Here is a 21,739-nt window from a genome sequence, read left to right on the forward strand (position 1 = left end):
ATGAAAATATTGTTAATATACCACCAACACTTATATAAAAATGCATCAACAATTAGTGAACATGTAGAATCTTTCGAAAAATATATAAATCATAATGTATTGAAAACTAATACAGAATTAGGATTTCCAAAAAAATTATCCAATATAGAATTTGATGTTATTATTTTGCATTATTCACTATTTGGCAGAGGGGCAATATATGAATTAAATGATAATTATGTTAATTATATAAAGAATTCAAAAGCTTATAAGGTTGCATTTTTTCAAGATGAGTATCATTTTTGCCAAAAGAGGTTTTCATTTTTAAATGATTGTAAAATAGATAGTGTATATACACTGCTTGATCCAAAGTATTATGATGAGACTTATTATAAATATACTAATGTAAAATCAGTTTATTTGACATTAACTGGATATGTAGATAAGAAGCATATTGATATAGGAAAATTTTTTTATAAACCATATAATGAAAGAACTATAGATATAAGTTATAGAGCAAGAGAGTTGCCATATTATATGGGAAAAGAAGCACAAGAAAAAGTTGATATTGCAAAAGAGTTTATTAAAAGATTAGAAAAAAGAGATTTAAAAATAAATATTGATTATACAGAATCATCTAGACTTTATGGAGATGAATGGTACAAATTGATAGCAAATTCAAAAGTAGTTATTGGTGTAGAAGCAGGAGTATCAATATTTGATATAGATGGTAGGGCACAAGAAACTTATGAAAATTTTATAAAAAACAATCCAAAAGCTACAAAAGAAGAGATATTTAAAGTTTTAGAACCATGGGAAGGTAAAATGTACTATCGTACCATTAGTCCAAGAGTGTTCGAAGCTGCTTCTTTTAAGGTATTGCAAGTACTATTTGAAGGGGAATATCAAGGGATATTAAAACCAATGGTTCACTATATACCTCTTAAAAAAGATTTTTTAAATTTTGAGGAGGTATTAACAATGATAAAAGATGAAACATTAGTGAATAAAATCATAGATAATGCTTACAATGATTTGATACTATCAGGAAAATATTCATATCAAAGTTTTATAGAAGAGTTTGAAAAAACTTTACCTAGTGTTGAACAAAGTGTATGTGAGTATTCAAAAAATGAAATTTTATTGTTGATTAATAAAGATTTAAATTTTAGGTATCAACTAGCTAAATTGAAATCTTTTAGGTATAGGCAATTTATAGGAAGGAAATATCTTGTAAAAATAGTAAAATATGTATTAAAATTGGTAAGGAAATAACAATGGAAGAAATATATAATGAAACACGTGATTTTTGGAATACTAAACCATGTGGTTCATATATGTCAAGTTATAAAATATATTCTTATGAGTTTTTTCAAGATTTTGATACAAAATTTAGACTTTTATATCCTTATTTTGATGAAATATTAGATGTTGAACAATACAGAGATAAAAAAGTGTTACTTATAGGCTTAGGAAGTGGTTATGAATTGGGACAAATATCACAAGTAACCAATAAGTTAGTTGCACTAGATCTTTCTAATGAAACAATTGAACTTGCAAATAAAAGAAAAGAAGTATTTAATTTAACTTTAAAAACAGTTTGTGCTTCTGCTACAGATATGCCTTTTGAAGATAATAGTTTTGATGCATTAGTTTCTATTGGTTGTTTACATCATATACCTGATATTGATTTGGTGGTAAATGAATTAAATAGAGTTTTAAAAAAAGGTGCTACATTAAATATAATGTTATATTATAAGTATTCTGTTAGAACATTATTTGGGATATACTTGAAGAGATTATTTTTAAAAGAGTATAAAGGTTTAAACTATGAAGATTCTATTGCTACTGCGTATGATGGTGTGGGAAATCCTTACGCAAGACTTTACAGTAAAAAAGATGTAAAAAAAGTATTTAGGGGTTTCAAAGACTTTAGTTTTGAAATAGAAAATTTTGATAGCTCAGATTTACTACCTAGAATAGGTAGATTGCTTCCTCGTAATTTTTATTTGAAAACAATTGGAAAAATAATGGGATTAGATTTATATTTTAAAGCAATTAAAGAGTAAAGGAATAGTATGTGTGGAATAGTTGGAATAGTTAATTTAAAAAGTCAAAAATATAAAAATTTGGAAAAACATCTTACTATAATGAATGAAATACAAGCTCATAGGGGACCTGATGGCGATGGGATTTGGGTAAATAGTCAAGAAACTATAGGTTTTGGACATAAAAGACTGAGTATTATAGATTTATCATCTGATGGGAAACAGCCTATGATAGATAAAGAATTATCTATCACATTTAATGGTGAAATATATAATTATTTAGAATTAAAAGAAGAATTAAAAAATGATTATGATTTTAAAACGAACTCAGATACTGAAGTAATTTTAGCTTCTTATAGAAAATGGGGTAAAAAGTGTGTAAATCACTTTAGAGGGATGTTTGCTTTTGCAATTTGGGATGATAAAGAAAAAAAACTATTTTGTGCCAGAGATAGATTTGGAATAAAACCTTTTTATTATGCACAAATAGGAGATAACTTTTATTTTGCATCAGAAGCAAAATCACTATTACCTTTTTTTGAAAAGCTGGAAGTTGATAAAGAAGCATTAAAAGACTACTTGTATTTTCAATTTTATCTTGAGAATAAAACATTATTCAAAGGCATCAAGGAGCTGGGTGTAGCACATACTCTAACAATAAAAAATAACAAAATAGATATAAAAAAATACTGGGAAGTTTATTATGATATAGATTTTGACCATTCAGCCTCTTATTTTGAGAAAAAATTAAAAGAGTTGATTGAAGAATCTGTGAAGTATCATGTAAGAAGTGATGTTCCTGTTGGAGCTTATGCAAGTGGTGGAGTAGATTCAAGTTTGATGGCTATTCTTGCTTCAAAAAGTGAAGAAAAAAAACTTCATGCATTTCATGGTAAGTTTTCTATTAGTAGTACATTTGATGAAAGTGTATATGCCCAAAGTATTTGTGAAGATAATAATATTAACTTATGTCAAATAGATATTAATAGTCAAGATTTTATTGATACTATACGAAAGATAACATATCATCTTGATAATCCAGTTGCTGGACCTGGTTCATTTGCTCAATATATGACATCAAAACTTGCTTCACAAACTAGAAAAGTAGTTTTAGGTGGACAAGGTGGTGATGAGATATTTGGAGGATATACGAGATATTTAGTTGCTTATTTTGAACAATGTATCAAAGGAGCAGTTGAAGGGACTTTAGATAATGGGAATTATGTAGTTACTTATGAATCAATTATTCCTAATTTGATCTCTTTAAAAAACTATAAACCGATGCTAAAACAGTTTTGGAGCGATGGATTGTTTGAAGAAATAGATAAAAGGTATTATAGTCTAATAAATAGAGCACCAAATTTAGGTGATGAAATTTATTTGGATAAATTAGGTGACTATGATCCTTTTGAATCTTTTTCAAAATTATTTAATAGTGAAAATGTAGGTAAAGAATCTTATTTTGACAAGATGACTCACTTTGATTTTAAAACATTATTGCCTGCATTATTACAAGTTGAAGATAGAATGAGTATGGCTCATGGATTAGAAGCTAGAGTGCCTTTTTTAGACCATAAAATTGTTGAGTTTGCAGCAACTATTCCTGCAGATATAAAATTTAAAAACGGAACATTGAAAAAGTTGTTAGTAGAAAGTACAAAAGAATATTTACCAGAAAAGATTTTAAACAGAAAAGATAAGATGGGATTTCCTGTACCATTGAACCTATGGATGAAAGACGAATTAAAAGATTTTATAATATCCATATTTGATAGTGGACCAGAGCGAGAGTTTTTTAATAAAGAGTTGATTAAAAATAGTGTACAATCCGAGGGACAATTCGGTAGAAAAGTTTGGGGATTTTTATCTTTAGAACTATGGTACCAAGAGTTTATTGATAAACATGAAGATTATAAAAATTTAATAAAATAGGAGAAAATAGTGAAAGTTTTAATTACAGGTGGGTGTGGACAAATAGGGTCTCATGTAGCAGAGATGTTACTTGCAAGAGGTGATGAAGTTTTAGTTATTGATAATTTAGCAACAGGAAGAAGAGAACATTTAGTAGAACACAAAAATTTAAAAGTTGTAATCGATACTATCTCTGATAAAGAGTTGGTGGATTCTCTTATATCTGAATTTAGACCAGATGCTATAGTTCATACAGCTGCATCTTATAAGGATCCAGATGATTGGTACAATGATACTTTGACAAACTGTGTTGGTGGTTCAAATATGATTCATGCAGCAAAAGAGTTTGGTGTTAAAAAATTTATTTATTTTCAAACTGCCTTATGTTATGGTGTAAAACCTTTAGAACAACCTATTACTTTAAGTCATCCAAAATTTCCTGCAAATAGTAGTTATGCGATAACAAAAACAGCAAATGAAGATTTTTTAGAAATTTCAGGTTTAGATTTTGTTACATTTAGACTTGCAAATGTGGTAGGACCTAGAAATGTTAGTGGACCTCTTCCTATTTTTTATCAAAGACTTTCAGAAGGTAAAAAATGTTTTGTAACAAAAGCAAGAAGAGATTTCGTTTTTGTGGAAGATTTAGCAAAAGCGGTAGTAAGAGCTTGTGATGGTACTGGAAGTGGTGCTTATCATTTTTCATCAGGAAGTGATGTAGCAATTAAAGAGCTATATGATGCAGTTGTAGAAGCAATGGGATTAGAAGAATATCCTGAGCCAGAAATTAAAGATCTTCACCCAGATGATGCTCCTTCAATTTTACTTGATCCATCAAGAACATTTGAAGATTTTGGAAAAATTGAATTTACTCCAATTAAAAAAACAGTAGAAGCAGCAGTTAAATATTTCAATGAACATGGTGTTTATGGTGGATTTACTCATTTAAAAATGAATAAAGAGAACAAAAAATGAGACTTTTAATTACAGGAGGAGCAGGTTGTTTAGGTACAAATCTTATAGAACACTGGCTTCCTAATGGAAATGAAATATTTGTAATAGATAATTTTGCAACAGGTAAAAAAGAAGCTTTACCAAATGATATTAAGGGTTTAGAAGTTGTTGAAGGGGATATTTCTGATATAAACATATTAGAAAGTTGTTTTGAAAAATTTAGACCTACTCATGTTATTCATAGTGCTGCTTCTTATAAAGATCCATCTGATTGGGAAGAAGATACAAAAACAAATGTATTAGGTACAATAAATGTAGTTAAACTTTGCCAAAAATTTGAAGTGAAGAGATTAGTAAATTTTCAAACAGCATTGTGTTATGGACGACCAAAAAGTATTCCTATTTCTATTTCTCATGAAACAAAACCTTTTACAAGTTATGGAATTTCAAAAACAGCTGGGGAAGCTTTTTTATTAAACTCTGGATTATCTGTTGTATCTTTACGATTAGCTAATATTTGTGGTCCAAGACTTGCAATTGGTCCTATTCCAACATTTTATAAAAGATTACAAGAAGATAAAAGTTGTTTTTGTAGTGATACAATTAGAGATTTTTTAGATATGAGTGATTTTTTATCATTGATGGATATTGTTATTGATGAAAATGCTCCAAGAGGAGTTTACAATGTATCAACGGGAGAAGGGCATTCGATAAAAGATATTTTTGATGAAGTTGTAGATTATTTAAATTTAGAAAATATAGATGTTCCAATAGTGCCTGCAGGTGATGATGATGTACAAGCTGTAGTATTAGATTCTTCAGAGACAGAAAAAGTATTTAATTGGAAAGCAAAAGTATCTTTTAAAGATACAGTAAAAAATCAGTTAGATTGGTATGCAAAATATGGCATAAATGATATTTATAGTCATTTATCAACGCCTAAGTAAATAAAAAGGTTATTAATGAAATATGAAAATTTTGAAAATAGTAAAGTTCTAGTTGTTGGTGGAGCAGGATTTGTTGGAGCAAATCTAGTAAAAAATATTTTAAATGAAACAAAAAATGTTTTAGTAGTAGTTGTTGATAATTTAATGTCTTCAGAAAAAGAAAATTTACCAAATGATTTTAGGCTACAATTTTTAAAAGGTAGTATTGTAGATGATGAAATTTTAAAACATATTGATGATAGTTTTGATTTTATTTTTCATCTTGCTACTTTTCATGGAAATCAAAGTTCAATTTTTGATCCTTTGAAAGATCATGAAAATAATACTTTAACTACTTTAAAACTTATGAATCATATTAAAGATTATAAAAATTTGAAAAAATTAGTTTATTCTGCTGCAGGATGTTCTTGTGCTGAAAAAACATTTGATAAAGCATGTGCTACAGATGAGGAAGCACCAATTTCATTGGTTCAAGATAGTCCATATTCAATGTCTAAGATATTTGGAGAATTTTATTCTGTTTACTTTTTTAGACAACATGGATTACCTACAGTAAGAGCACGATTCCAAAATGTATATGGACCAGGTGAAGTATTAGGAGCAGGAGAATGGAGAGGGACATATGCGACTGTTTGGAGGAATGTAACTCCTACTTTTATTTATAAAGCAATTAATAATGAAAAAATTCCTTTAGAAAATGAAGGTATTGCAACACGAGACTTTATATTTGTAGATGATATATGTAAGGGATTAATGTTATGTGCATTAAATGGAACTGAAGGAGATGTTTATAATTTAGGAAGTGGGCAAGAAACTACGATTGCTGAATTGGCAGAAAAAATAAAATTGTATTCAAAAAGTACTTCAGAAATTGAATATTTACCTAAAAGAAACTGGGATAATTCAGGAAAAAGATTTGCTTCTATCATTAAATCTAAACAAGAGTTGGGATTTAAAGCAGTTATTAATATAGATGATGGCTTAAAAACAACAATTCACTGGACAAAAAATAATATAGACTTGATCAATGAAAATATTCAAAAACATTCTAGTCATATGGATAAAATATAAACTATTATGAGGACATTAATTTTATATGCCAATTATTCTTCAACAGCATCATATTATGACGATTGGTATGATGCTTTTGTTAATGATTCTTTTTTTAAAACCGAGTCATATGATATTTGTAATTTTTCAAAAGAGAAATTATTACAGCAAATAACTTCCTATGAATTAATTGTCTTATTGCACTCCACTAATGCAGACAATTTAATATATTTAAAGAATATACTTTACATATTAGAAAAAAGAAAAGGTTTTTTAGTTTCGTTTGTAGGAAATGAAGTTAATGTTCCCAATACTTATATGAAAGATAGGATTTCTATTTTAAAACAATTAGAACCCAATTATATATTTACTCAACTTTTAGCAAACACAGGTACATGGTTATATGAAGACTGTATAAACTCGAAAGTAATATCAATACCTCATGCTTTAAATAATAAAGCTTTTTATCCCATCAAAAATCTTGCTAGCAGAAATATTGATTTAGGTGTTAGGTCATTTAAATATGATATACATTTGGGAGATAAAGAAAGAAATGATTTTTTTAATGTTATTAATAAAAATTCAAAAAAGTATAACTTGTTATGTAATATAAGTTGTGATCCAAATAAAAGATTTAATAGAATTCAGTGGGCAGATTTTTTAAATAACTGTAAAGGTACTATTGCAACCGAAGCAGGAACTTATTATCTTGAAAAAGATGATAAAATGGTGATTGAAATACAAAAATTTCTTTCGGAAAAAAGAAAAGAAGAAGGTGGAATAACTATAGAGAAAGATTCTTCAATATTTGACTTTTACCATTTTTTACCAAAAAAAATGAAAGAGTTTATCAAATATATTTACTATAAGTATTCTGATACATTAAATATTAAATATGAATATTTAATATCAGAAGAAGAAAAATTCAATGAAGTATATCTATATATTATTAAAAATTATGATAGATGTGAATTTTATTCTAAAGCCATATCTTCAAGACATTTTGATGCTATTGGAACTAAAACTTCATTATTAATGTTAGAAGGACGGTATAATGATATATTAATTCCAAATGAACATTTTATTGAAATAAAAAAAGATTATTCAAATTTAGAGTCTCAATTAGAAAAATTTAAAGATATCTCATATATTGAAAACATGGCATCAGTCACATTGGAATATGTTTTAGATAGACATAGACATTTTCATAGAATTAATAAAATAAAATCTATTTTAGACATATAAATGATTTTCAATAGCTACGAATTTATATTTGTATTTTTACCTTTTACCTTTTATGTATATTTTTATTTAAACTCAAAGCGATTAACGGAAGCAAGTAAATCATTTTTAGTATTTACTTCACTATTTTTTTATTCTTGGTGGAATATACTATATTTACCTTTAATATTGTCATCCTTATTATTTAATTATGTTATAGGAAAATCATTAAATATAAAAAGTGAGCAAAAAAAGATTAATAAAAAGTCTATTTTAACTATAGGTATAGTGGCTAATTTATTCTTATTGGGTTATTTTAAATATTTTGATTTTTTTATATTTAATGTAAATTTTATTATGGGTTCTAATATAACCTTTATAAAATTAGCTTTACCTCTTGCTATTTCATTTTTCACTTTTCAACAGATTGCTTATCTAGTTGACAGCTACAGGTTTGAGACTAAAGAGTATGATTTTTTAAATTACGCTTTATTTATAACTTTCTTTCCTCAACTCATTGCAGGACCTATTGTTCATCATAAAGAAATGATGCCTCAGTTTGCTTTGATAAGAAATAAGGCTAAAAATTATAAAAATATAGCTTGTGGTTTATTTATATTTTCAATTGGTTTATTTAAAAAAGTTGTCATTGCTGATATTTTTGCTATTTGGGCAACCACTGGATTTGATCACTCTATTAGCCTTACTTTACTTGAAGCTTGGGCAACATCGTTATCCTATACTTTTCAACTTTATTTTGATTTTAGTGGTTATACAGATATGGCAATAGGCACTGCTTTACTTTTTAATATTAATCTTCCTATAAACTTTAACTCTCCATACAAAGCAGGAAATATACAAGATTTTTGGAGAAGATGGCATATAACATTATCAAGATTTTTAAGAGATTATGTTTATATTCCTCTTGGTGGCAATAGAGCAGGAAAGTCTAGAGTTTATTATAATCTAATGGCAACATTTATACTTGGTGGTCTTTGGCACGGTGCTGGTTGGACTTTTATCTTTTGGGGTACACTTCATGGGATTGCTTTAGTTATTCATAGACTTTGGAAAAATTTTGGCTTTACCATGAACAAATATCTTTCTTGGTTTATAACTTTTAACTTTGTGAATATTGCTTGGGTTTTTTTTAGAGCTAATGGGTTGTCTGATGCGATTAAGGTTTTAAATGGAATGGTTGGAAAAAATGGAATAGATATGATAAATCCAATTTGGATTTTAGCCATTATATTGGGTTTTATTATTGTTTTTTTCTTTAGAAACTCAAATTACAATTTAGTTCGATTTGTATACAGTAAAATGATGATATTTTATGTTTCTTTTTTACTCGTATGCTCTTTTGTGGCAATGAGGCTTCTCGGAGGGCAAAGTGAATTTTTATACTTTAACTTCTAATAAAATTAAAAAAAATATCTTTTTTACATTTATGCTTGTTATTTTTACTTTCTTCATGATAGATATATTTTTAGTTATGTATTCTGACTTAAGGACAACTAACAATAGTTTTATTGAAGAAAAAAGTTCAAAAATAAAGCATTTTACATTAAATAAAAAATTAAATAGAGATATTGTATTTATAGGTAGTAGTCGTACTATCTTTCATATATCGACCAAAATTTTTAAAGATTATGACTTGGATATATATAATTTTGGTGTAAGTGGAAATTTTTTAGTAGATTATCCTACCTATGTAAAAAGGGCAATTGAGCAAAAGCCCAAAAATATTGTGATTAGTATACCAATAAATACTTTATATAACGATATAACTGAAGTCAAAAATCCATTTTTAGAGGATATCTTTTTTTATAAGCATATATCTAATAAACAACTATTTTATAATTCTTTATATTATTGGCTTAAAAATAGACATATATTTTTGAGCTATTCTTCTGCAATAGTGGTTAAATTTAAATTATTTTATGATAGCTTCGAACCTGAAAATAAGAAGAAAGTAGTGATACATGAAATTAGTAAAGTAAAATCTAAAGCTGAGCAATATGATTGTAAAGTTTTTAGAAGGCAAAAGATCAACAAAAATAAAATTATATTAAAATGTATTAACGGTGATGGAATTTTACTTGGTTCTAATATCAATAAAAAATCAGAATACAAAGAGAATTTAAAAAATATTAATAAAAAAACATTTAAGATACTTAAAGAGTTGGTAAAAATAATAAGTGAAAACAAAATTCATCCAATAATAGTTTTTGAACCAATAGCACATAATCACTATTTATATGAAAGTCGTCATGTCAAAGAATGGATGCAAAATATACATTATATAGATTTGACAAATTTTAGGATAGAAGACTTTTTTTGGGCTGATAATGGACATTTAAATATTGAAGGAAGAAAAATATATAGTGATTATTTAGCTAAGTATTTAAAAAATAAATTGAGATAATTCCCTATTTTAATATATGAGTAATAAGAGAGGTGGAAAATTTTAACCTTAATATGATACATCACATGTTACTTTAGGAAAAGTAAGTTCTATTGAATATTTAAAAAAGTATAATTTAAGATTACTTACTCCATAAAAGTTAATTAGGTTTAGAAAAATGATTATATTTTATGTATCAACTAAAAGCAAGAGAAAATAAATGTGTGGAATAATTGGATTTATAGATAAAAACAAAAGTATAGATGTCTTAAATAATATGCTTCAAATACAATCATATCGAGGTCCGGATGACAGTGGAGTATATTTTGATGAAAAAAGTGGAGTTCACTTTGGACATAATAGATTATCAATACAAGATTTAAGCTCTCATGGACATCAACCTTTTCTAAGCAACTGTGAAAATTATGTGATAGTCTTTAATGGAGAGGTTTATAACTTTAAAAGTTTAAGAAGTGAACTTGAAAGTTTAGGATATAAGTTTATCTCAAATAGTGATACAGAAGTGATACTTTATAGTTATAAAGAGTGGGATATAAAGTGTATTGATAAGTTTATAGGTATGTTTGCTTTTGCTATTTTAGATAAGATTCAAGATAAACTAATAATAGTCAGAGATAGAGCTGGGGTTAAGCCTCTTTATTATTATACAAATAAAAACCAATTTATGTTTTCATCTGAAATAAAATCATTTCATAAGCATCCTGCTTTTAAAAAAGAGCAAAATTTAGAAGCTCTACCTTACTTTTTTCAGTTTGGATATATACCTGCTCCATATACGATATTTAAAAATTGTTTTAAACTAGAAGCTGGACATTACCTAGAATTGAAAATAGATAATTTTGAATTTGAAATTACAAAGTATTGGGATGTAAATAATTATTATTTACAAGAAAAAATTACAAAAAATGAAGATGAAATAATAGAAGACATTGAAAAAATACTTGATAATGCTATTGATTTACGAATGGTATCAGATGTGCCTGTAGGAGTGTTTTTAAGTGGTGGATATGATAGTTCTCTTGTAGCTTCTATACTTGCTAAAAAACAAGGTAAAAAAATCAATACTTTCACTATAGGTTTTGATGATGAAAAGTACAATGAAGCAAAACATGCAAAAAAAATAGCCGAATACTTAGGTACAAATCACACTGAATACTATATGAAAAATAATGATATGCTAAATCTAGTTGAAAGCTTACCATTTTACTATGATGAGCCATTTGGCGATAGTTCCGCTCTTCCTACAATGATAGTATCAAAGTTAGCTAGACAAAGTGTGATTGTGGCCTTAAGCGCAGATGGTGGAGATGAGGCTTTTTGTGGATATAGCAAATACTTCTTTTTAAATAAATTTCAAAATATTTTTTCAAATAAATTAAAAAAAGCAGTTGTAAAAAATGGTTTAAATATATTTAGTGCACAAAGTATTGAATATATTAATGAAAAACTACCAAAAAAGCTAAAACAAACAAATATTAAAGATAAATATACAAAATTTCAAAGAGCTATTAAGAGTAGCAGTTTAGAAAAAATGTTTGAAAATGCTAGTAGCTATGTGGATAAAAAAGAAATAGTAAGGTGCTTAAATGTAGCACAAAATCAAAAACTGTTTAAAAAATGGGAAAAAATAGGAAAAATAGAGCTTTTAAATCAGATGATGGCTATTGATTATAAATTATTTATGAATGATGATGTGCTTACAAAAGTAGATAGAGCAACTATGAGTGTAAGTTTAGAAGGAAGAGAACCTTTACTTGATCACCGAATTATAGAATATATGGCAAGAGTACCATTAAATATAAAGTATAAAAATAACCAAGGAAAATATTTACTTAGACAAGTGCTATATAAATATCTTCCAAAAGAGATGGTAGATAAACCAAAATCAGGGTTTCAAATACCACTTAATGAGTGGCTTAGAGGTGAATTAAAGCCTTTAGTATTAAAGTATTTAGATAATAAAATACTTGATAAAAATATTTTTGTTACAGAAGAAATAAATATATTAAAGAAAAGGTTTTTTGAAGGCGAAGATATAGGCACAACTATTTGGTTTATTTTAATGTATCAGATGTGGAAGGAAAAATGGCTTGACTAAGAAAATTTTGTTTATAGTAAATGTAGATTGGTTTTTTATATCTCATAGATTGCCTTTGGCAATAGAAGCTTTAAAAAAAGGTTATGAAGTTCATTTAGCTTGTGGTATAACTGACAAAAAAGAGTATTTAGAAAACTTAGGATTCAAAATACATTTACTAAATATCTCCAGAAGTGGTGCAGGAATAAAAAGTGAAATAAAAGTTTTTTTTGAAATACTTAAAGTATTAAAAGATAGTTCACCTGATATAGCTCATTTTGTGACTATAAAGCCTGTTCTTTATGGAGGAATAGCTTCGAGGTTTTTAAATATAGGTAAAAAAGTATTTTCTATATCTGGACTTGGATTCATATTTATAAAACAAGGTATAAAGGCTTCAATAGTAAGAATAGTAATAAAAAATCTGTATAGATTTGCACTTTGTGGAAGGAATTCTCATGTGATAGTTCAAAATCCCGATGATAAAGCTGTTATAAACTCTATACTGAAAGTACCTATTACTTTGATAAGTGGCTCAGGAGTAGATTTGAGTCAATATAAATATATTGAAGAGAATAATGAGAATATACAAGTATCTATGGCTTGTAGGCTCTTAAAAGATAAAGGTGTATTTGAATACATTGAAGTTGCAAAAATATTTTCACAGAGAGTGCATGACACAAGAAAACAAAAATTGCCAAATGTAGAATTTGAACTATATGGGGATATAGATATGCATAATCCTGCAAGTTTAACAAATGATGATGTAAAAAAGATAAAAGAAGATAATTTTGTTAAAGTATATGGTTTTAGTAGTGACATAGAAAAAGTATTTAGTGATTCAAATATAGTAGTGCTTCCATCATATAGAGAAGGCTTACCAAAAGTTCTTATAGAAGCAGCAGCTTGTGGTAGAGCTATTGTGACAACTGATGTACCAGGATGTAGAGATGCTATAAAGCCAGATATTACAGGATTGCTTTGTAAAGTAAAAAATGCAGAGTCTTTAGTTAAAAATATAGAAAAGTTGATAGTAGATAACGACTTAAGAAATAGTATGGGAAAAGCTGGAAGAAAACTTGCTGAAAATGAGTTTGATATAAAGAAAGTAGTTGAAAAACATTTTGCAATATATGAAGGTGATTTATGAAAAGAATACTAATCACAGGCTCAACAGGTTTTGTAGGAAGCTACTTCATAGATAAATACAAAGATAGATACGACATCCAAAAGTTTAGCTTTCTAAAAGATGATTTTAAATCTTTACATGTAAAAGATATAGATGTGGTTTTTCATCTATCAGCTTTGGTTCACCAAATGGGTGGAGCAAGTTTAGAAGAGTACGAAAGGGTGAACATTGCTCAGACGTTAGACCTAGCAAAAAAAGCAAAAGAGAGTGGTGTAAAACAGTTTGTTTTTATGAGTACAGTCAAAGTGTATGGGGAAGAAAATAATATAGTTTATAAAGAAACCTCTACATGTAAACCTCAAGATGAGTATGGTAAAAGCAAGCTAAAAGCAGAAATTGAGCTGTCTAAATTAGAAGATGAGAGTTTTAAAGTAGTTATCATAAGAACACCTATAGTATATGGATATGGAGTTAAAGCAAATATAAAAAGTCTTGTGCGTTTAGTAAAAAAAATTCCTATTCTTCCATTTGGTAAGATACAAAACAAAAGAAGCATGGTTTATATAGGCAATCTTTGTTATATGATAGATGAAATTATAATACAACAAAAATCTGGTATTTTTTTAGCTAGTGATAATAAACTTCTAAGTACTTCAAAGCTTTGTGAACTTATCGCGCAAAGTTTAGGCAAAAAAGTATATCTTTTTAAATTACCATTTTTTGAAAGTTTTTTAAAGTATATAAAGCCATCATTTCATAAAAGATTGTATGGAGATTTGCAAGTTGATAATACTCAAACCAAAGAGATGTTAAACTTACAAAATCTATATACTACAGAAAAGGGTATTTTATATATGATTCAAGGTGAAAAAAATGATAAGCAATAAACAAACAATTTTTTATATACTTATAGCATTTACATTTAGTGTTGCTATAAGACTTATCTGGGTTTATCAATTTAGTGATTATGATGCTTTTATGTGGAATAATCAATTTATGATAAATACCAATGATGGTTACTACTGGGCAGAAGGAGCTAGAGATATACTTAATTGGGATTTTAGTGAGTTTGCACGTTCTCCAGTTAATACAGCAGGTTCTCAGCTAACAGCTTTTTTTGCTTATATACTGCCTTTCTCTTTTGAAACAATTATACTTTATATGCCAGTTATTTTAAGCTCACTTATTGTTATCCCTATGATTTTGATAGCTCAGAGTCTAAAAAGGGTAGAGTTTGGCTTTGTTGCAGCTCTTTTGGCGAGTATAGCTTGGAGTTATTATAATCGTACTATGATAGGTTATTTTGATACTGATATGTTAAATATAGTCTTTCCAACTTTTCTTTTATGGTCACTTATCTTAGCAATAAAAACTCATGAAGAGAAGTACTTACTTTTTACAGCATTAGAGATAGTAGCTTATAGATGGTGGTATCCTCAGAGTTACTCTTTAGAATTTGCATTTTTTGGATTGATACTGTTTTATGTTCTAGTGTTTGAGAGAAAAAACCTTTACATGTACAAGTTACTATCTATTATGCTTTTTGCTATGATGGGTTTACCTGGTGTTGTAAGATTTATTACCGTTATAGGAGTATACCTTTTATATAAAAATAAAAAGATTGATTCATACATATATTATCTTTTCGGATTTGCTTTTTTACTTTTTATGTTTACCGGCGGATTTTCTCCTATCTGGGCGCAATTAAAAGGATATGTTTTTAAAGATACTGTTAAAGTTATGGGAGAAGATTTGCAACTTCATTTTTTCTCAGTCATGCAAACAGTAAGAGAAGCAGGAAAGATTCCATTCGAGACTTTTGCAAATCGTATAAGTGGACATACTATCACATTTATATTGTCTATAATAGGTTATATTCTATTGGTTTTTAGGCGTAGGGTTATACTTTTAGGACTTCCTATGATTGGCCTTGGATTTTTAGCTTATGTAGGAGGACTTAGGTTCACGATATATGCTGTTCCTATGATGGCTTTTGGTATTTCTTATCTTATCTTTACATGTAGTGATTATCTTAAGAAATTTTTGGCAAATGAACAGAGTAGTTTTTATATAAGAACTTTGTTTATCGTAGTTTGTACCTTAGCGGTTTTATATCCAAATCTTATTCATATAATTAATTATAAAGTTCCAACTGTGATGAACAAACAAGAAGTTACTGTTTTAGATAAATTAAAAAATATAGCAAATAGAGAAGATTATGTAGTTGCTTGGTGGGACTACGGATACCCTATTCGCTACTATAGTAATGTTGATACTCTTATTGATGGTGGAAAGCACAGTGGATCAGTAAACTTCCCAGTCAGTTATATGCTTACAAATTCACAACAAAGTTCAGCAAAGTTAGCTAGACTAGATGTAGAATATACTGAGCAAAGATTTTTGATGGAGATAAATAATCAAGATAGAAATCGTACAAATATAGCTAATATGACTTTAGATAATGGTTTTCAAGATGCAAATGATTTTTTGATTTCTTTATCTACAAATATAAAATTACCTAAAAAAACTAGAGACATATATTTTTACCTCCCATTTCGTATGCTTGGTATTTTTCCAACAGTAGCAAAATTTAGCGATATAGATTTGATGAGTGGAAAAATGAAGAGAAGACCTTTTATATATCAAACAAATAGGTTTAAAGACTCTAAAGAGGTTTTAAATTTAGATCGTGGAATTTTGTTTAATAAAAAAAGTGGAATATTACAAATTGGAAATCAAGAAGTTCCAGTAAAAGAGTTTTTAATAACGGCTTATGATAAAAATAAAAAATTGATTAGACAAAGACAAAGCATACATAAGGATGGTAATTTATATTTGGTATATATGCGTTCATATAATACTTTTTTAGTTTTAGATGAAGATATGATTAATTCTACTTATATACAACTTTTTGTATTTGAAAATTATGACAAAAATTTGTTTGAACCAGTTATCTTAGATCCTAGTGCGAAAGTTTATAAGTTAAAAATATGATTTATTTTTTACTTTTTTTGAGCTCTTTAGGTTTAACGTATATGATAAAAAACTATGCTATAAAAAAATCACTTTTAGCAGAAGTAAATGAGCGGAGTTCTCACAGTGTTCCAACTCCTCATGGTGGTGGTATTGCTTTAGCTATTACTTGGTTTGTAGGGCTCGTTTATCTTTACATGTACGAGATGATAAATCAAGATATATTTTATGCTCTTTTGGTTGGTGTAGTAATCTCTGTAGTGAGCTTTTTTGATGATATTTTTGATCTTAGTGCTAAGTTTAGAATTTTAGTTCAGGTTTTTGTAGCTTGTTTAGGTTTGTATTTTTTAGGTGGGTTAAACAGTGTATTGTTTATTGAAAATCAAATAGTAACAAATCTTTTTGCAATTTTACTCGTTATTTGGTTTATTAACCTTTATAATTTTTTAGATGGTATAGACGGCTATGCCGGTAGTGAAGCTATTTTTCTTGGGGTTGCTGGTTTTATATTGTTTCAAAGTAACTTATTTTTAGTCCTGATTGCTTCAGTAGCAGGTTTTCTAGTTTGGAATTGGCACAAAGCAAAAATATTTATGGGAGATGTAGGTAGCACACTTTTGGGTTACAATATTGCTATATTTACTATTTATTACTCAAATCAAGAGCCAACTAACTTATGGATATGGATTATGCTTTTTGGACTTTTTTGGTTTGATGCAACACTAACACTTTTTAGAAGATATAAAAACAAAGAAAAACTAAGTCAAGCTCATAAAAAACATGCTTATCAAAGATTAACTCAAAGTGGTTGGTCTCATAGTAAAGTGGTTATTTATTCTATTATTGTGAATATTGTTTTATTTTGTTTAGTATTTTTTATTTCAAATATTATTTTGGCTTTTTTAATATCACTTATAGTATTATATTTTGTTGTAAAATTTATTGATAGGAAGAAAATTTTTATATGAATATTAATTTAGATAAGAGAGTTTTAAATTTACTAGTTATTATATTTTTAACGTTTTTAACATTTACTTGGACTTTTTGGGTTTTTCATAAAGAAATAAAAGTTGATGTTATATTAGTTGTTATTTTAATTCGTATTTTTGCTTCGATTTTACTTTTTAAAGATTATTCTTTATCTTGGAGTAAAGCCACACAAAAGACTTTTATTATAAAGAGTTTTGTTTATGTTGGAGCTTTTTGTATTTATATGCCTTTTTATCATGGAGAAGTGAGAATAGCACTTTTTCTTTCAGAACTTTTTTTCTACTTGTTTATTATAAATTTTTCAATGTATATGTATTATCTTTATATAAATAGAAGTAAAGTAAAAAAGAGTAAAAGTTTAGTTATTTATGGAGCAGGACGTGCAGGGTTGAAACTAGAAGAAGAGTATCGCAACTCTGCATATAAAATTAAGTATTTTGTCGATGATGATAAATCTTTACATAAAAGAAGTATAGATGGAATTCAGATTATTGCCAAAAAGGAATTAAAAGAAAAAATAGATGATAAATATGATTTACTTATCATTGCAATGCCCTCAGCAGAACAAAGACGTATAAATGTTATTTATGAGAGACTAAATAGTTATTTTGAAGATATACGTATACTTCCTTCTATGGATAAAATTTTAGATGATAAATCATTTGTTTCTCAGTTAAAAAATATTGGCGTTGAAGATTTACTTGCTCGGCATCCAAAGGACTTAGATAAAGATGTTATATCAAAATTTTTAAAAAATAAAAAAGTACTTGTAACAGGTGCTGGTGGTAGCATAGGTAGTGAAATAAGTAGGCAGTGTTTAAAGTATGAAGTCAAAGAATTAACACTTTTAGATCATAGTGAATTTAATCTTTACTCAATTACTGAAGAGTTAAATGCACCTATGGTAAAATCAGTTATGCATAGTGTTTTAAATTATAAAGCATTAGAAAAAACTATTTTTACATGTAAACCAGATATTATCCTTCATGCAGCTGCTTACAAGCATGTTCCTTTGGTTGAAGAAAATATAGAAGAGGGTATTCAAAATAATGTTGTAGGCACTAAAAACTGCATAGATTTAGCTATAAAATATAATGTTACAAAGTTTATATTAATATCAACAGATAAAGCAGTTAGACCAACAAATGTTATGGGAACAACGAAACGTATTTGTGAACTTTATGCTGGTAATGTAGATGCAAAAAATACAGAGATTGCCTCTGTGCGTTTTGGTAATGTATTGGGAAGTAGTGGTTCTGTTATACCAAAATTTAAAGACCAAATAGAAAGAGGTGGACCAGTTACTGTAACACATCCTGATATTACACGTTATTTTATGCTTATACCTGAAGCATGTGAGCTTGTTCTTCAGACAGGAGCTATTGCAAAAGGTAAAGAAATATTTATATTAGATATGGGTGAACCTATCAAAATAGTTGATTTAGCGCATAAAATGATAGAATTATCAGGTAAAAAAGATATTCAAGTGGAGTTCTCTGGGCTTCGACCAGGTGAAAAACTTTATGAAGAATTACTTATAAATGATAGTGATGAAAAAACACAGTATGAGTCTATCACGGTGGCTAGAAATACAGATTATAATATTGATGATTTAAATGAAGATATAAAAGAACTTCTTACATGTAAAGATAAATTAACACAACTTAAAAAAATTGTTCCAGAATTTGATCATAATAAAGGTTGAATAAAAACTATACACTAAAATTAATCTTTTTTAGATAAAATGCCATATATTTAATAAAGAAGGTACTTTAATGGTAGTTCGTGAAATACAACAGTTTTCAGAAGTTAGGCCAAGAGCAAGAGCTTATTTTTGTTATCTTTTTACCAGAAATATGCCTAATCGTTTGCCTAGTCCAGATTTAAAGACAATAGAAAATTCACTTGATAAAATAGTAAATGAAGTAGATAGTTTTGAAGCATTGTATGTTCTTGATGCAAGTGGAAAACAAGTTACTGAAAATTTAACGAATAAACAAGAGTACAAAGGTGGATTAGGAACCAATAGAAGTAATAAATCTTATTTTTATCGCGCAGTTCGTCAAAAAAGATGTGTACTGACTGATCCATATCCTTCTATTTTAACCAATTCATTGACAGTTACAGCGGCATATCCTATTTATGACGATAAATCAGATTTAAAATATGTAGCGTGTATGGATATCTCTTTAGTAGATGTTTTAAAGATAGCTCATCCATCTTCACTTCAAGGCGTATTTGATAATTTTATAAAGTTTGCATATAGTACATTTTCATTGGCTCTTTTATTAGTAGCATTTTTACTTTTTTACAATGGTTTAGCAAGTCTTATTTCTCATGGATTTGTAAGTGCAATTGAAAATATAGAAATGATGTTTAAATCAACAATTCTTTTGACACTAGCATTAGCCATATTTGATTTGGTAAAAACCATATTTGAAGAAGAAGTTTTAGGACGGCATAAACGAGATCATACCACAGGTATTCATAAGACCATGGTTCGGTTTTTAGGCTCAATCATTATAGCCTTAGCAATAGAAGCATTGATGTTAGTATTTAAATTTGCTATTACAGATCCTACTCATATAGTTTCTGCTGTTTATCTTATAGGTGGGGTGTCAGTTCTTTTAGTGGCACTTGCTTTTTACGTAAAATCTGTATCACAAAAGGAAGAAGACGATGATAGCTCTAATTGATTACAATATGGGCAATTTGAGAAGTGTTATAAATTTATTTGAGAAAATAAATACAAAAATAGAAGTTATAAAAGACCCTGATCAATTAAAAAATTTTGATAAAGTTATATTGCCTGGTGTTGGTGCATATAAAGATGCCATGGAAAATTTGAACAGCAATGGTATGAAAGAATCAATACTTGAGTTCTCTAAGAGCGGTAAACCCCTTCTTGGCATTTGCTTAGGTATGCAACTTTTACTTGATAGTAGTGAAGAGTTTGGTTTTACCCAAGGTTTAGGACTTATCCCTGGAATTGTAAAAGAGTTTGATAAATCAAAATTTGATCATAAATTAAAAGTTCCTCATATGGGCTGGAATGAGCTTTTTGTGGAGCGTGATTCAAAACTTTTTGAAGGAATGAGTAAGGAGATTTATCTCTATTTTGTACACAGTTTTCATGCTACATGTAAAGATGAATATGTTATTGGAAAAACATTTTATGGTTATGACTTTGCGAGTGCTATAGAAAAAGACAATATTTATGGTGTACAACCTCATCCTGAAAAGTCACATGATAATGGATTGAAAATTTTACAAAATTTTACAAAAATATAAGGATAAAAGTGGATATTTTACCAGCAATAGATTTAAAAGATGGCCTTGCAGTTAGATTAACTCATGGGCTTATGGATACAGCTAAGATTTATTCAAATGAACCTTGGCAAGTAGCAAAACAGTTTGAAGATATGGGTTCAAAATGGCTTCATTTAGTAGATTTAAATGGGGCTTTTGCAGGAGAGCCAAAAAATATTGATCAGATAGAAAAAATTCGCCAAAATTGTAATTTAAAGTTAGAACTTGGTGGTGGAATTCGTGATGAAGATACAATAAGACGATATTGTGATTTAGGGATACAAAGAGTTATTTTAGGCTCAATTGCACTTAAAAATCCAGAGTTTGTCAAAAAAATGTGTAAATCTTACTCTATTGTAGTAGGTATTGACGCTATAGACGGTTATGTTGCAGTTGAAGGGTGGGCCCAAAAATCCACTATGAAAGCAACTGATTTGGCAAAAGATTTTGCAAATGCTGGAGTTGATGCTATAATATGTACAGATGTAGGAAAAGATGGGACACTTAGTGGTGTCAATGTTGATTTTACATTAGAAATTGCAAGAGCATCTGGAGTTGATACAATTGCAAGTGGTGGAGTAAAGGATATGAATGATATTCAACTTTTGTTAGACACAAAAGAAGTATCAGGAGTAATAGTTGGTAAAGCCTATTATGAAGGTACACTCGATTTAATGGATGCATTTAAACTAGTGAATACTAATTGAAGTTAAAGTAATTTCAAAG

18 protein-coding genes are annotated in these 21,739 nt (G+C 28.0%); all 18 read left to right on the forward strand.

The window, feature by feature from the left end; translation table 11 throughout:
• The gene (locus tag K354_RS0104495; protein ID WP_024954314.1) at positions 1 to 1,254 is read left to right on the forward strand and encodes a hypothetical protein; all 1,254 of its coding nucleotides are present in this window, start codon (positions 1 to 3) and stop codon (positions 1,252 to 1,254) included.
• A 2-nt stretch (positions 1,255 to 1,256) separates the two neighbouring features.
• Complete coding sequence (locus tag K354_RS0104500) at positions 1,257 to 2,048, forward strand: class I SAM-dependent methyltransferase (RefSeq protein ID WP_024954315.1); 792 nt, start codon at positions 1,257 to 1,259, stop codon at positions 2,046 to 2,048.
• Between the two features lie 9 nt (positions 2,049 to 2,057).
• On the forward strand, positions 2,058 to 3,959 hold the full coding sequence (asnB, locus tag K354_RS0104505; RefSeq protein WP_024954316.1) for an asparagine synthase (glutamine-hydrolyzing): 1,902 nt from the start codon (positions 2,058 to 2,060) through the stop codon (positions 3,957 to 3,959).
• A 9-nt stretch (positions 3,960 to 3,968) separates the two neighbouring features.
• Entirely contained in the window at positions 3,969 to 4,913 is a 945-nt protein-coding gene (locus tag K354_RS0104510) for an NAD-dependent epimerase/dehydratase family protein (RefSeq protein WP_024954317.1), read from the forward strand.
• Entirely contained in the window at positions 4,910 to 5,839 is a 930-nt protein-coding gene (locus K354_RS0104515; protein WP_024954318.1) for an NAD-dependent epimerase/dehydratase family protein, read from the forward strand. Before K354_RS0104510 ends, K354_RS0104515 begins: the two co-directional genes overlap by 4 nt.
• Positions 5,840 to 5,854: 15 nt before the next feature.
• The gene (locus K354_RS0104520; protein ID WP_024954319.1) at positions 5,855 to 6,910 is read left to right on the forward strand and encodes an NAD-dependent epimerase/dehydratase family protein; all 1,056 of its coding nucleotides are present in this window, start codon (positions 5,855 to 5,857) and stop codon (positions 6,908 to 6,910) included.
• Between the two features lie 6 nt (positions 6,911 to 6,916).
• Positions 6,917 to 8,134, forward strand: a complete 1,218-nt coding sequence (locus tag K354_RS0104525; protein ID WP_024954320.1) for a hypothetical protein — start codon at positions 6,917 to 6,919, stop codon at positions 8,132 to 8,134.
• Positions 8,135 to 9,526, forward strand: a complete 1,392-nt coding sequence (locus K354_RS0104530; protein ID WP_024954321.1) for an MBOAT family O-acyltransferase — start codon at positions 8,135 to 8,137, stop codon at positions 9,524 to 9,526.
• A gap of 55 nt (positions 9,527 to 9,581) precedes the next feature.
• Entirely contained in the window at positions 9,582 to 10,535 is a 954-nt protein-coding gene (locus K354_RS0104535) for a hypothetical protein (RefSeq protein ID WP_169733417.1), read from the forward strand.
• Positions 10,536 to 10,734: 199 nt separating this feature from the next.
• On the forward strand, positions 10,735 to 12,633 hold the full coding sequence (gene asnB / locus K354_RS0104540) for an asparagine synthase (glutamine-hydrolyzing) (protein ID WP_024954323.1): 1,899 nt from the start codon (positions 10,735 to 10,737) through the stop codon (positions 12,631 to 12,633).
• Positions 12,626 to 13,762, forward strand: a complete 1,137-nt coding sequence (locus K354_RS0104545) for a glycosyltransferase family 4 protein (protein ID WP_024954324.1) — start codon at positions 12,626 to 12,628, stop codon at positions 13,760 to 13,762. Before asnB (K354_RS0104540) ends, K354_RS0104545 begins: the two co-directional genes overlap by 8 nt.
• Positions 13,759 to 14,628, forward strand: coding sequence for an NAD-dependent epimerase/dehydratase family protein (locus K354_RS0104550; protein WP_024954325.1), 870 nt, complete (start codon positions 13,759 to 13,761; stop codon positions 14,626 to 14,628). Before K354_RS0104545 ends, K354_RS0104550 begins: the two co-directional genes overlap by 4 nt.
• Positions 14,615 to 16,735 carry an STT3 domain-containing protein gene (locus K354_RS0104555; protein WP_037940259.1) on the forward strand — a complete coding sequence of 707 codons (2,121 nt, stop codon included), beginning with the start codon at positions 14,615 to 14,617 and terminating at the stop codon, positions 16,733 to 16,735. Before K354_RS0104550 ends, K354_RS0104555 begins: the two co-directional genes overlap by 14 nt.
• Positions 16,732 to 17,682, forward strand: a complete 951-nt coding sequence (locus K354_RS0104560) for an MraY family glycosyltransferase (protein WP_024954327.1) — start codon at positions 16,732 to 16,734, stop codon at positions 17,680 to 17,682. The genes K354_RS0104555 and K354_RS0104560 overlap by 4 nt, the downstream gene beginning before the upstream one ends.
• Complete coding sequence (locus K354_RS0104565) at positions 17,679 to 19,409, forward strand: polysaccharide biosynthesis protein (RefSeq protein WP_024954328.1); 1,731 nt, start codon at positions 17,679 to 17,681, stop codon at positions 19,407 to 19,409. The genes K354_RS0104560 and K354_RS0104565 overlap by 4 nt, the downstream gene beginning before the upstream one ends.
• Before the next feature lie 70 nt (positions 19,410 to 19,479).
• The gene (locus K354_RS0104570) at positions 19,480 to 20,400 is read left to right on the forward strand and encodes a PDC sensor domain-containing protein (protein ID WP_024954329.1); all 921 of its coding nucleotides are present in this window, start codon (positions 19,480 to 19,482) and stop codon (positions 20,398 to 20,400) included.
• Positions 20,384 to 20,995: an imidazole glycerol phosphate synthase subunit HisH gene (hisH, locus tag K354_RS0104575; protein ID WP_024954330.1), complete on the forward strand. Its 612-nt coding sequence runs from the start codon at positions 20,384 to 20,386 to the stop codon at positions 20,993 to 20,995. Before K354_RS0104570 ends, hisH begins: the two co-directional genes overlap by 17 nt.
• A gap of 8 nt (positions 20,996 to 21,003) precedes the next feature.
• Positions 21,004 to 21,720 carry a 1-(5-phosphoribosyl)-5-[(5-phosphoribosylamino)methylideneamino]imidazole-4-carboxamide isomerase gene (gene hisA, locus K354_RS0104580; protein ID WP_024954331.1) on the forward strand — a complete coding sequence of 239 codons (717 nt, stop codon included), beginning with the start codon at positions 21,004 to 21,006 and terminating at the stop codon, positions 21,718 to 21,720.
• Positions 21,721 to 21,739: the final 19 nt, after the last annotated feature.

This window comes from Sulfurospirillum arcachonense DSM 9755 (assembly GCF_000597725.1).
GTDB lineage: Bacteria > Campylobacterota > Campylobacteria > Campylobacterales > Sulfurospirillaceae > Sulfurospirillum_A > Sulfurospirillum_A arcachonense.

What these genes read in the sequence shown, in the direction of transcription:
- K354_RS0104495 (WP_024954314.1), top strand. Translation starts at nt 1, where the DNA reads ATGAAAATATTGTTAATATACCACCAACACTTATATAAAAATGCATCA.
- K354_RS0104500 (WP_024954315.1), top strand. Translation starts at nt 1,257, where the DNA reads ATGGAAGAAATATATAATGAAACACGTGATTTTTGGAATACTAAACCA.
- asnB (WP_024954316.1), top strand. Translation starts at nt 2,058, where the DNA reads ATGTGTGGAATAGTTGGAATAGTTAATTTAAAAAGTCAAAAATATAAA.
- K354_RS0104515 (WP_024954318.1), top strand. Translation starts at nt 4,910, where the DNA reads ATGAGACTTTTAATTACAGGAGGAGCAGGTTGTTTAGGTACAAATCTT.
- K354_RS0104520 (WP_024954319.1), top strand. Translation starts at nt 5,855, where the DNA reads ATGAAATATGAAAATTTTGAAAATAGTAAAGTTCTAGTTGTTGGTGGA.
- K354_RS0104525 (WP_024954320.1), top strand. Translation starts at nt 6,917, where the DNA reads ATGAGGACATTAATTTTATATGCCAATTATTCTTCAACAGCATCATAT.
- K354_RS0104530 (WP_024954321.1), top strand. Translation starts at nt 8,135, where the DNA reads ATGATTTTCAATAGCTACGAATTTATATTTGTATTTTTACCTTTTACC.
- K354_RS0104535 (WP_169733417.1), top strand. Translation starts at nt 9,582, where the DNA reads ATGATAGATATATTTTTAGTTATGTATTCTGACTTAAGGACAACTAAC.
- asnB (WP_024954323.1), top strand. Translation starts at nt 10,735, where the DNA reads ATGTGTGGAATAATTGGATTTATAGATAAAAACAAAAGTATAGATGTC.
- K354_RS0104550 (WP_024954325.1), top strand. Translation starts at nt 13,759, where the DNA reads ATGAAAAGAATACTAATCACAGGCTCAACAGGTTTTGTAGGAAGCTAC.
- K354_RS0104555 (WP_037940259.1), top strand. Translation starts at nt 14,615, where the DNA reads ATGATAAGCAATAAACAAACAATTTTTTATATACTTATAGCATTTACA.
- K354_RS0104560 (WP_024954327.1), top strand. Translation starts at nt 16,732, where the DNA reads ATGATTTATTTTTTACTTTTTTTGAGCTCTTTAGGTTTAACGTATATG.
- K354_RS0104565 (WP_024954328.1), top strand. Translation starts at nt 17,679, where the DNA reads ATGAATATTAATTTAGATAAGAGAGTTTTAAATTTACTAGTTATTATA.
- K354_RS0104570 (WP_024954329.1), top strand. Translation starts at nt 19,480, where the DNA reads ATGGTAGTTCGTGAAATACAACAGTTTTCAGAAGTTAGGCCAAGAGCA.
- hisH (WP_024954330.1), top strand. Translation starts at nt 20,384, where the DNA reads ATGATAGCTCTAATTGATTACAATATGGGCAATTTGAGAAGTGTTATA.